This window comes from Klebsiella sp. JB_Kp004 (genome assembly GCF_040065795.1).
GTDB classification, from domain to species: Bacteria; Pseudomonadota; Gammaproteobacteria; order Enterobacterales; family Enterobacteriaceae; genus Klebsiella; species Klebsiella quasipneumoniae.
The window spans coordinates 1-11,393 of the sequence record NZ_JBEAKW010000020.1 but is presented as its reverse complement, the minus strand read 5'-3'; the positions used below and the strand labels follow the sequence as shown (position 1 = coordinate 11,393).

Genomic DNA, 11,393 nt, shown 5'->3' with positions numbered 1-11,393 from the left:
CCTGCGCGAGGACCCGTAGGCCGGATAAGGCATTGATGCCGCCATCCGGCACAACCGCGGGTACGGCGTCTGATGTATATCATCCGGCGGCGCTGCGCTTGCGCGGGCCTGGGGGTCAATGAAACGTCTGCGCAAACGCAGTGAAGAAAGGTATTACTCGGCGGCGGTTTTCCCTTTGCCGGGCAGCCTGAACGCTTCGCCATAGGGCTTCGCAATGCCCATGCGATACTGCGTCTCCTTTGCCGCCTGGTGGAGATCGGCGAACTCCTCTTTCGGCGCCGGCGGACGTTGCGCCTTTTTCAGACACTGATTGCGATGGTGACGGATCCACTCTCGGTCCTCATCGTCCAGGCAACGCTGCATCACCTCAATCCATCTGGATGCCGCCCGACGGTAGAGCCCGCAGGCTTCTAACCGCTCCGCAATACTGTCCCTTATTCTCATCCACCTCGCTCCTCTGATGCTTTCACGATATCTCATGGTATTCCGACGCGTGAGTCGGAATACCATGGTAGAGTTAATTTATGACAAAACTATTCCTCTGCGGCGCAAGGAATATAATCATTATAATAATCGCTGTGCATAGCAAACCGCCATGGCGGTAATTACTTCCAAAGAGCTCCGGAATTATATGCCGGGCGCCGCCCTGGATACCGACTGGTATCGACGGTTGTACCTATCAATATCTATTTAATTTATTACATTTCCATCGTCACATACCTTGCGATATCACCTGTTCCCTGTACAACCACGCCTTATGGCGATCGACCGGACTGGTCCAGCAGTTTATTTTTGAAGATAAATAAGCAGGCTTCATTAAAATTATCTAACCCCAGTCGCTCATAAAGCGCGGTCCGCTTGCGGTAAAGGCTTTTTAGCGAAGTATTCAGATTCACCGCCACCTCCTCCATTGTCATCCCCGCCCCAAGAAAACGCAGCATCAGCTGCTCTGTCATACTTAAGCGCAGATTGTCGAACCACTCTTTGGTCAGCCGCTTGCTCTTCATCTCGAGAAAAAGCCCAAATAAGGTCGCCATATCGGCGGGTGATAATGACATGTTTAAAAACGATTTCAGACTGAGTAAATGCTCTTCCCGATGGCGCATATCGAGGACAATACAGCATATTCGCTTTCTGGATTGTGCCGCCTCCATGACCAGATAATCGTAATGACAAAGCGGCGAACGGCTATCAACCAGCAGAGAGAGTTCATCAACCTCATTATCTAAAATCGCTTTTCCGCTAGAATCTAACTGAATGATATCAGGAAAAAAATTCTTAACTCCTTGAAAAAGATAGTGATCCTGGGTAACTAATATCATTGAATTTGCCACAAGTCTTCCCTTTAACATTTAATCAACAAATTCTCGTCAACCAGACGTTTTCCTTGCCCCTGGGGAACGCTCCGCATGGCGTTAAAAATAACGAGATCTGTGATTTATCATTAGCGCGGCATCTGAATCTGGCTGTGAAAAACCTCCCTGGGTGCGGACAGAAAATAAACGGATTAATTATAAATAAAAAAATCCCACAGAAAAGATGCTTTTTTTGCTATTGAGAATTTTTGTCAGAAATCATCTTAAATATCCATGAAAAACCTTTCTCCTCACTGCAATATAAGCCACCCAACAAAATTAAAACAAAATTTCAGCCAACTCCATTTTTTATTTATTTCAGTAAGTTAAAGGAACTCGCTTCAACATGGCGATTCGAATTAAACCATTTTTACAGATTTATCTTAAAACGCAGTTCGTCATTTAACCATATTTATCCGCTGCGGTATCGGGTATAAATTATCCATTCAATTATCCACAGGAGATATGTTTATTACTTTGCAATAAGTCATTCACCCGCAGTGCCAGTCAGCTAAATGGGACCATCCTCATCCTTTAACTCACCGTCAAAGGACGGTCGTGTTGTGCAATGGATTCTTGATGAACATATGGCAAATAGAAATGGAAAGATCACCTTATTCAAATACGTTATTGTTTAATCGCAACACGAAACTCTCGCTGTCAATCGGCGTGCTTTTGCTCTTCCCGACGCTGGTTCAGGGAGCGGACTCGCTCTATGACCAGCAGATCCAGCAAGCGCGTCAAGGCCAGTACGCCCCCTTTCTCTCATATCTTCAGCAATACCAGCTGCGGCATGCCTTAACCCCTTCTCAGGTTGCAGACTGGCTGCAGGTAGCCCTCTGGGCCGGCCAGGACAACGAGGTGGTGAAAGTCTGGCGACGCTATCAGGTCTATATGCCGCTTCCCGCACGGGGCACCGCCGCCGCGGCGCAGGCGATGCGCAACCAGAAACAGTGGCAAGCCTCGCTCCACCTCTGGCAGCAGGCTCTCAGCCAGGCCCCCGACAGTGACGACTATCGTATCGGCTATATCAAGACGCTGGCCGATGCCCGCAAGGACGGCGAGGCGCTCAGCGAAGCGCGTCGCCTGGTGGCGGAGCAGGCGAGCATTGCCCACCTGCAGACCCTCTCTTATGTCTACCTGCGGCTTGGCAAGAGCTGGGACCAGCTGCTGGTGGACACGCAGATCCTCGATCGCGAACCACAGAACAAAGCCGCGCTGGCCAGCCTGATGGCGACCCTGACCCGTAACCGGATCGACTCCCCCGCCCTCGGCCTCGCGAATAGCGTCGAACTGACGCCCGCGGAAAAGCGCAACCTGCAGCTGAACGCCGCCGCCGAACTGGTGCGCCTTGCCGATACGCCTTCCCGTGAAGAAAATGCGCGTTACGCGCTGGCCCGCACGGCGCTGGCGCAATACGACGCGATGATCGCCGCCTGGCGTCCCGACCCGCAGGCCGCCCCGGACATCACCCGGGCGCGCATTGACCGTCTGGGCGCGCTGTACGCCAACGCAGACTACGCGCAGGTTATCCGCGAATACCAAAGCCTGATGGCGCAGCAGCAGGCGGTTCCCGACTGGGCTATCGGCTGGGTTATCTCCTCTTATATCGCGCTTAAGCAGATTGAGCCTGCGTTGGCGCTTATTCATCAGCATCCCTCGTGGCTGACGAGCCAACAGAATGAAGAACATGAGCTTTTCTACGCCCTGCTGGACACCGCTCAGTACCCGGCGGCGCAACGGTATGTCGCCCGACTCACCCGGAATGCGCCCTATATCCGTCATCTCTATGGCTCGCCGACGCCCCAGCCGAACGACGACTGGCTCACCGCGCAGTCGCTTAACGTGCACTATCTCTCCGCCACCAACGCCCTGCCACAGGCCGAAGCCCGTATGCAGCGCCTGGCGGCGACGGCCCCCGGCAACCAGGGGCTGCAGATCGACTATGCCGCACTGCTGCAGGACAGAGGGCTGCCGCGGGCAGCCGAACGCCAGCTGAAAGCGGCGGAAGCCCTGGAGCCCACCAGCCTGCAGCTGGAGCGCCAGCAGGCCTGGGTCGCCCTCGATCTGCAGGAGTGGCGGCAGATGGATCTGCTGACCGACGACGTTATCGCCCGCTCGCCACGGGATCTGAATACCCAGCGCCTGGCCAGAGCCCGCGAAATCCATCATTTCTCCGAGCTGCGCCTGAGCGTCGGCAAAGGGCTGCATTCCGACAACCCGGTGAGCGGTACCCACGACCTCAGTTTTGAGACGGCGATCTACAGCCCGCCGATAGCCGACAGCTGGCGATTGTTCGGCGGCCACCGCTTTGCCCAAGGCAATTTTGAAGAGGGGAAAGGCAGCCGTCGCCAGCTGTTCGCCGGTATTGAATGGCGTCCGCGCGACGCCTGGGGAGAACTTGAACTCTCCAGCGTCAATTTTCACGGCGAGAATAAGCCCGGCGTCCGCCTTTCCGCCGCGCACGACGTCAACGATCGCTGGCAGCTGGGCGGCGAGCTGGAGCGGATTTCGCAGCAGACGCCGCTGCGCGCGTTACGCAACGGCGTCAGCGCCAACCGCGGCGAAGGCTGGCTGCGCTGGTATCAAAACGAGCGCCGGGAGTACCGCGTCAGCGCGGCCGCCAGCCGCTTTACCGACCACAACCGTCGTCAGGAGTACACCCTCTCCGGTAAAGAGCGCCTCTGGCAGACCCCGTGGCTAACGCTGGATCTACAGCCCGGTCTGTCGGCCAGCGCCAATAGCCGCACCGACACCGCGTATTACAGTCCGGCCCGCGACCTCGCGGCCACCGCGGCGTTGGCGGTCGATCACACGCTTTACCAGCGGTATGACACCGTCTGGAGTCAGCAGTTGCTCGCCGGCGGCGGCAGCTACTGGCAAAAAAATCACGCCGCCGGCGCGATAACGACGCTGGGCTACGGGCAGCGTCTGCGCTGGAACAACCTCGTCGACGCCGGGGTGATGCTGAACTGGGACAAACGCCCCTACGACGGTAAACGTGAAAACAACCTCGCTATCACTGTTGATGCAAACATACGGTTTTAAGGATGACCATGCTGAACACGACCCTGCGCAACGGCCTGATGCTTCTCGGCTGGCTGTGCCTTATCTTCAGCGTGCGTGCTGAGGAGGTCCCCTTCCTCGCCCCGCAGCAACGACCCCAGCTGGAGGCCAATAACCCCTGGCCGGCGGATCGCTTTCTGGTGCTGGCCTATCATGACGTCGAAGACGACGCCGCCGACCAGCGTTACCTTTCGGTGCGTACCAGCGCGCTTAATGAGCAGATCGCCTGGCTGCTGCATCACGGCTACCATGCCGTGAGCGTTCAGGACATTCTGGACGCGCATCATGGCCTTAAGCCGCTGCCGCCTAAGGCTTTTCTTCTCAGCTTCGACGATGGCTATAGCAGTTTTTATACTCGCGTCTGGCCGCTGCTTAAAGCCTGGAACGTTCCGGCGCTGTGGGCGCCGGTGGGCAGCTGGGTGGACACCCCCGCCAACCAGCCCGTTAATTTTGGCGGCCTGATGACGCCGCGCGATCGCTTCGCCACCTGGGAGATGGTGCGCGAGCTTAGTCGCTCGCCGCTGGTGGAGATCGGCGCGCACACCTGGGCCTCGCACTACGGCCTGCCGGCCAATCCGCAGGGCAGCCGCGAGCCCGCCGCCGCTAACCGCGGCTGGGATAAAACCACCGGCCGCTATGAAAGCGACGCGCAGTTTACCCGGCGAATGGCCGATGACGTGCAGAAAGTGACGGCGAAAATCCACGACGTCGCCGGGAAAGCGCCGCGCGCCTGGGTGTGGCCCTACGGCGCCGCCAGCGGCAGCACCCTGGCCATCGCCAAACAGCAGGGGTATCAGCTGGCGTTTACGCTGAACGACGGCCTGGGCAACGTGAAGGATCTGGATAATATTCCGCGCATGCTGATCGCCGGTAACCCGTCGATCAAGGCCTTTGCTAACGCCGTAACCCAGATCCAGGAAGCCGATCCTGTTCGGGTGATGCATGTGGATCTGGACTATGCCTATGACCCCAATCCCGTCCAGCAGGCAAAGAATATCGATAAGCTGGTGCAGCGCGTCTATGACATGAAAATCAGCCACGTCTTTCTGCAGGCCTTCTCCGACCCGCAGGGTGACGGCACGGTCAAGTCGCTCTATTTCCCCAACCGCTGGCTGCCGATGCGCGCCGACCTGTTTAACTTCGTCTCCTGGCAGCTGCAAACCCGCGGCGGGGTGAAGGTTTATGCCTGGATGCCGGTGCTGGCCTTCGATCTCTCGTCCGATCTGCCGCGCGTTCAGCGCTGGGATCCGCAAACCGGGAAGGCGTTACTTGCCCGTCAGCCCTATGTCCGCCTGTCGCCATGGGATCCCCGGGTTCGCCAGCAGATCACCGACATCTATGAGGATCTGGCCCGGCACGCCAGCTTCAGCGGGATTCTGTTCCACGACGACGCCGTGCTGACCGATTTTGAAGACGTGAGCCCGGAGGCGGTCGCCGCCTGGCGGCAAAGTGGCCTGGCGCACGATGCCGGCCCGGTGCCCCAAAGTCCGCAAGAGCGCCAGGCATGGATGCGTTTCAAAAGCCAAACCCTGACCCGCTTCACTCTGCAGCTGCGCCAGTCGGTGCAGGCCATCCGCGGCCCGCAGGTAAAAACGGCGCGTAATCTCTTCGCCCTGCCGATCCTTGAGCCGCAGAGCGAAGCCTGGTTTGCGCAAAATCTGGATGACTTCCTTGCCGCCTATGACTGGACGGTCCCCATGGCGATGCCGCTGATGGAGTCCGTGCCGATTGACGCCAGCCAGGCCTGGCTGACGCGGCTGGTGCAGGCCGTCGCCCGCCGCCCGGGCGCGCTGAAGAAAACCATCTTTGAGCTACAGGCCAGAGACTGGAACCGACGCCAACGCAACGCCATTCCCGACCAACAGCTGGCGGACTGGATGCATTTACTGCGGCTAAACAGCGTCAAAAACTACGGCTACTACCCAGACGATTTCATTAACAATCAGCCTGATATCTCCCGTATCAGACCGCAATTTTCTTCCTGGTGGTACCCTGACCATGACTGATCGCATCATCGCATTGTGCATTTTATGCCTCGTTTTCGGGCTGCCGTTAGGCGTCGCAGCGGTGTTTACCGGCGAGCTTATCCTCGACTTTGTCTTTTTCTGGCCGCTGTTTATGTCGGTGCTATGGATCACCGGGGGTCTGTACTTCTGGTTCCAGCTGGAGCGCCACTGGCCGTGGGGAGAGGAAACCCCGCCGCCGTCGCTGCCGGGCAATCCGCTGATCTCGATCCTGATCCCCTGCTTTAACGAGGAGAAAAACGCCCGGGAGACCATCAGCGCGGCGCTGGCCCAGCGTTACGCCAACCTCGAAGTGATCGCGATTAACGACGGCTCTTCGGACAACACCGCCCAGGTGCTCCAGCAATTGGCGCAGGAGGAGCCAAGGCTGCGGGTGATCCACCTGGCCGCCAATCAGGGAAAAGCGGTGGCGCTCAAAGCGGGCGCCGCCGCCGCGCGCGGCGATCTGCTGGTCTGCATCGATGGCGACGCCCTGCTGGACCGGGATACCGCGGCCTGGCTGGTCGCCCCGCTGATCCACTACCCGCACGTCGGGGCGGTCACCGGCAATCCGCGGATCCGCACCCGATCCACGCTGATCGGCCGCATTCAGGTAGGGGAGTTTTCGTCGATCATTGGGCTTATCAAGCGGACGCAGCGGATCTATGGCCGGGTCTTTACCGTCTCTGGCGTGATCGCCGCCTTCCGGCGTCAGGCGCTGGCGGACGTCGGCTACTGGAGCCCGGATATGATCACTGAAGATATTGATATCAGCTGGAAGCTTCAGCTCCGCCACTGGGACATCTTTTTCGAGCCGCGGGCGCTGTGCTGGATCCTGATGCCTGAGACCCTCAAAGGGTTATGGAAGCAGCGTCTGCGCTGGGCCCAGGGCGGGGCCGAAGTCTTTCTGGTCAACCTGCGCCGCCTGTTTCACTGGCAGCATCATCGGATGTGGCCGCTGTTTCTGGAGTATGCCTGCTCCACGCTGTGGGCCTTTGCCTACGCGGTCACCATTCTGCTGTTTATCCTCAGCCGCCTGATGCCATTGCCGGACAACCTGACAGTGCACAGCCTGTTTCCGCCTGAGTTCACCGGCATGCTGCTCGGCCTGATGTGCCTGCTGCAGTTCGTCGCCAGCCTGTATATCGAACGGCGCTATGAGAAAAAGGTCGCCAAATCCCTGTTCTGGGTGATCTGGTTCCCGATGGTTTACTGGATGATCGGCCTGCTGACCACGCTGGTCGCTTTTCCGAAAGTGATGTTGAAACGTCAACGTTCCCGCGCGCGCTGGGTGAGCCCGGACCGGGGAAAAGGAAGCCTGCGATGAATGAAAATACGCTCATCTTAACCGAACACCGCGTGCTGCCCCGGCTGGTGGACGTCGGCTTAACGCTGCTGGCCTGGCTCGGTTTTCTGTTCTTTCTCTACGCCAATTTGCTGATGCAGTTCATCGCGCCGCCCTCCCCGCGCTGGTCGTCGCTGATGGACTCCCTGAATACGGCGCTGGTGTATTTATTGCTTGCCGCGCTGAACGGCTGGCTGCTGATCCTCTGGTACCACTATAACCGACGCCGCGCCCATACCCGGCGTCACACCGCGGTGCTTACCCTGCAAGATGAGGAGCTGGCCAGCAGCTTTAACGTCGCCCCGCAGATCATCTCCGAAATGAGTCGCTATAATTTGCTGACCGTTTACCACGATCACATTGGTCAGATTATTGATTTAAAAAGCCACGCGCTGCCGCCGCCCGAGGAGAGGGATCAGGAATGATAGCAGGGCCGCCCTCGGCGGCCCTGACTGGGTAACGACGCCGCCGATCAGCCGCCGGCCTTTTTAATGGCGGCTTCGAGCGAGGCTTTATCCGCCAGCCCCGGGAAGACGGTGATGCTGGCTTCCGTGGCGCCAGTAGTCGGCATCACGATCACGCCCGGCGTGCCGCTGAGACCAATCTCCTGCGCCAGGTCGTTAATGCTCTGCAGCACCGGTTCGACGTCGGTGGCCTTCTTCGCATCAAAGCCGGCTTTCTTCGCCTGCTGCTGGATATCCGCCGTCGTCAGCTTGCCTTCGTTATGTCCGGTGGCGTAGATCCCGTTATGGTAGGTCAGATAGGCATCCGCCCCTTTCTGCTGATAGATCTGCAGGCCGGTTTTCGCTGCTTCCAGCGAGCTTTCCCAGCGGCCGCCGAAGATAGGCCACTCTTTAAAAGCGAAGCGGGTCTGCGGATGCGCTTTAATCACCTGCTCCATCACCGGCGCCAGCCGGCTGCAGTAGACGCACTGGTAGTCAAAGAACTCAATCACCGTGACTTTGCCGTTGGCCGGGCCGTAGGTCGGGGTATTTTTATCCTGGGTCAGCAAGGCGGCATTCTTCAGCACCGCCTGGGTGGCCGCGCTGGCCTGCTGCTCAGCCTGAATTTGCTGCAGTTTCTGGCTTGCCTGCAGGAGAACTTCCGGGTGGGCGACCAGGTAATCGGCGGCGATTTTGCCGATTTGCGCCTCCTGTTCCGCGGTGAAAGTCGCCGGCGCGTCAGCGGCAGAAGCCATCGCCGGCAGTAAGACAGCGCTCAGCAGGGCGACGGAGAGGTATTTCTTGTGGCCAGACATAGTGGGGATCCTTGCGATAAGTGAACAGCAGGTGAGTCTGTATGACAAAATATCACCCTTTTTCGCCGAAGCCTTGCCCGACGGCGCGTTGATTCGTAACTTTATTTTTCAGGCTCAGGTTTCCCGCGCGACGGCGCGGTCCGGCGCCAGTGGTCAACGCTCCCCGGGCGGAGCCCCCGGCGCAACGGCTTTTCGTGGTATTTATTTCAGGTGGTTTCTCTCGATATGTATGCGTTTCTTCAACAATGGGACATGGCGGTGATTATGCTGCAGATTGTCGCCATCGACTTACTGCTGGGCGGCGACAACGCCGTGGTGATCGCCATGGCCTGTCGCAAACTGCCGCCACAAAAACGCACCAAAGCGATCGTCATCGGCACCGTAGGCGCTATCCTGGCGCGCATCCTGCTGCTGGCGATCGCCCTGTATCTCCTGTCGCTGCCGTGGCTGAAAATAGTCGGCGCGCTGCTCCTGATGTGGATTGGCATCAGGCTGGTCAGTAATGAGGAGGACGAGAGCGAGGTTGCCAGCTCCGGCAGCCTGTGGCGCACCGCAGTCACCATCACCGTCGCCGATGTGATCATGTCGCTGGATAACGTGCTGGCGGTGGCCGCCGCAGGCAAAGGGCACATTGCGCTGGTCGCCCTCGGCGTGGCGATTAGCATTCCGGTTATCGTCGCCGGCAGCAAGCTGGTGCTGGCCCTGCTCACTCGCTTTCCCGCGGTGGTGCTGCTGGGCGGGATGCTCATCGGCTGGATTGCTGGGTCAATGCTGGTCAGCGACCCTACCCTTCGCCAGCTGTTTCCCACCGCCGGCGACGGCATTGCGCGCCTGGCCGGCGCCATCGGCGCGCTGCTGGTGCTGTTCGCAGGCTGGCGCCGTCGTCCGCGGCCGCAGGTGAAAGACTAGCTGCGCCCACGACGCCGTTGACCCCGACGACGTCAAGTTTCCGCCACTTTTCTTCCCCTTCAGGGCGCATTTGCCCTACGCTTTATACAGACGCCTGATCCAGGGAATATGTAACCACCGCACTGAGCATAGATGAGATAACAGCATGGAATTGAAGGATTATTATGCCATTCTCGGGGTGCAACCAACCGACGATCTGAAAACCATCAAGACCGCCTACCGCCGCCTGGCGCGCAAGTACCACCCCGACGTCAGTAAAGAAAACGATGCCGAAGCCAAATTTAAGGATCTCGCCGAAGCCTGGGAAGTCCTGAAAGATGAGCAACGGCGCGCGGAATACGATCAGCTCTGGCAGCATCGCAACGATCCCGGGTTCGGTCGCCAGCAGCAGACCCACGAGCAGAGCTACAGCCAGCAGGATTTCGACGACATCTTTTCCTCCATGTTTGGCCAGCAGGCGCATCAGCGTCGCCGTCAGCACGCGTCGCGCGGCCACGACCTGGAGATCGAGGTCGCGGTGTTCCTTGAAGAGACGCTGGCTGAGCAGACCCGCACCATCAGCTATAACCTGCCGGTGTATAACGTGTTCGGCATGATCGAAAGCGAGACGCCGAAAACGCTGAATGTGAAGATCCCCGCCGGGGTGGCCGATGGTCAGCGCATCCGCCTGAAAGGCCAGGGGACGCCGGGCGAAAACGGCGGGCCGAACGGCGATCTGTGGCTGGTGATCCACATCGCCCCGCACCCGCTGTTCGACATCGTGGGACATAACCTGGAGATCGTCCTGCCGCTGGCGCCGTGGGAGGCCGCGCTGGGCGCCAAAGTCACGGTGCCCACCCTGAAAGAGAGCATTCTGCTGACGGTGCCGCCGGGTAGTCAGGCAGGGCAGCGCCTGCGTATCAAGGGCAAAGGGCTGGTGAGCAAAACCCACACCGGCGATTTGTTCGCCGTTATTAAAATTGTGATGCCGCCAAAACCAGATGAAAAAGCGCGTGAGCTCTGGCAACAGCTGGCCACCGCCGAAGCCAGCTTCGATCCGCGTAAGACATGGGGGAAAGCCTGATGGCTACAGTAACAGTGACGTTTACCATTACCGAATTGTGCCTGCGTACCGGGGTGTCGGAAGAGGAGCTGACGGAGATTGTCGGCTTAGGCATGATTGAACCGCACCAGCCGCAGGCGGACGCCTGGCTGTTCGACGACAGCGCGGTGACGATCGTCCATCGCGCGGTGCGCCTGCGTAACGAGCTGGAGCTGGACTGGCCGGGGATTGCGGTGGCGCTGACGCTGCTGGATGAGAACGCGCGGCTGACCCGCGAAAATCGCCTGCTGCAGCAGCGCCTGGCCCGCTTTCTCGCCCACGGATAGGGGCGACATCCCGGGTGGCGGCGTACCGTCTTACTGCCGGGTGGCGGCTACGCCTGACCCGGCCTACAAACTAAGCACAGCGCAAGCCG

The 11,393-nt window shown here is 59.1% G+C and carries 10 protein-coding genes; 7 read left to right on the top strand and 3 right to left on the bottom strand.

Annotation, left to right across the window (positions count from 1 at the left end):
• Nucleotides 1–153: 153 nt before the first annotated feature.
• Nucleotides 154–444: a PerC family transcriptional regulator gene (locus ABLX76_RS13665; RefSeq protein WP_004153693.1), complete on the bottom strand. Its 291-nt coding sequence runs from the start codon at nucleotides 442–444 to the stop codon at nucleotides 154–156.
• 311 nt (nucleotides 445–755) lie between these two features.
• Nucleotides 756–1,322 carry a LuxR C-terminal-related transcriptional regulator gene (locus ABLX76_RS13660; protein ID WP_032454598.1) on the bottom strand — a complete coding sequence of 189 codons (567 nt, stop codon included), beginning with the start codon at nucleotides 1,320–1,322 and terminating at the stop codon, nucleotides 756–758.
• A gap of 633 nt (nucleotides 1,323–1,955) precedes the next feature.
• Here ABLX76_RS13660 and pgaA point away from each other — a divergent pair.
• The 4 genes from pgaA to pgaD are packed head-to-tail and all read left to right on the top strand — an operon-like array spanning nucleotide 1,956 to nucleotide 8,194.
• Nucleotides 1,956–4,403 carry a poly-beta-1,6 N-acetyl-D-glucosamine export porin PgaA gene (pgaA, locus tag ABLX76_RS13655; RefSeq protein ID WP_348874667.1) on the top strand — a complete coding sequence of 816 codons (2,448 nt, stop codon included), beginning with the start codon at nucleotides 1,956–1,958 and terminating at the stop codon, nucleotides 4,401–4,403.
• Between the two features lie 8 nt (nucleotides 4,404–4,411).
• Nucleotides 4,412–6,427 carry a poly-beta-1,6-N-acetyl-D-glucosamine N-deacetylase PgaB gene (pgaB, locus tag ABLX76_RS13650; protein WP_348874665.1) on the top strand — a complete coding sequence of 672 codons (2,016 nt, stop codon included), beginning with the start codon at nucleotides 4,412–4,414 and terminating at the stop codon, nucleotides 6,425–6,427.
• On the top strand, nucleotides 6,420–7,751 hold the full coding sequence (pgaC, locus tag ABLX76_RS13645; RefSeq protein ID WP_080901626.1) for a poly-beta-1,6-N-acetyl-D-glucosamine synthase: 1,332 nt from the start codon (nucleotides 6,420–6,422) through the stop codon (nucleotides 7,749–7,751). The genes pgaB and pgaC overlap by 8 nt, the downstream gene beginning before the upstream one ends.
• Entirely contained in the window at nucleotides 7,748–8,194 is a 447-nt protein-coding gene (gene pgaD, locus ABLX76_RS13640; protein WP_348874663.1) for a poly-beta-1,6-N-acetyl-D-glucosamine biosynthesis protein PgaD, read from the top strand. The genes pgaC and pgaD overlap by 4 nt, the downstream gene beginning before the upstream one ends.
• 47 nt (nucleotides 8,195–8,241) lie before the next feature.
• On the opposite strand, the gene ABLX76_RS13635 is transcribed toward pgaD, so the two are convergent.
• Complete coding sequence (locus tag ABLX76_RS13635) at nucleotides 8,242–9,027, bottom strand: DsbA family protein (RefSeq protein ID WP_072421218.1); 786 nt, start codon at nucleotides 9,025–9,027, stop codon at nucleotides 8,242–8,244.
• Between the two features lie 225 nt (nucleotides 9,028–9,252).
• Between ABLX76_RS13635 and ABLX76_RS13630 the strand changes: the two genes are divergently transcribed.
• From ABLX76_RS13630 to cbpM, 3 genes are all read left to right on the top strand, one after another.
• Entirely contained in the window at nucleotides 9,253–9,936 is a 684-nt protein-coding gene (locus ABLX76_RS13630; RefSeq protein ID WP_032454594.1) for a TerC family protein, read from the top strand.
• A gap of 145 nt (nucleotides 9,937–10,081) precedes the next feature.
• Nucleotides 10,082–10,999 carry a curved DNA-binding protein gene (gene cbpA, locus ABLX76_RS13625; RefSeq protein WP_023291678.1) on the top strand — a complete coding sequence of 306 codons (918 nt, stop codon included), beginning with the start codon at nucleotides 10,082–10,084 and terminating at the stop codon, nucleotides 10,997–10,999.
• Nucleotides 10,999–11,304 (top strand): chaperone modulator CbpM, encoded by a 306-nt coding sequence (gene cbpM, locus ABLX76_RS13620; RefSeq protein ID WP_020481009.1) that lies wholly within the window; start codon nucleotides 10,999–11,001, stop codon nucleotides 11,302–11,304. Before cbpA ends, cbpM begins: the two co-directional genes overlap by 1 nt.
• Nucleotides 11,305–11,393: the final 89 nt, after the last annotated feature.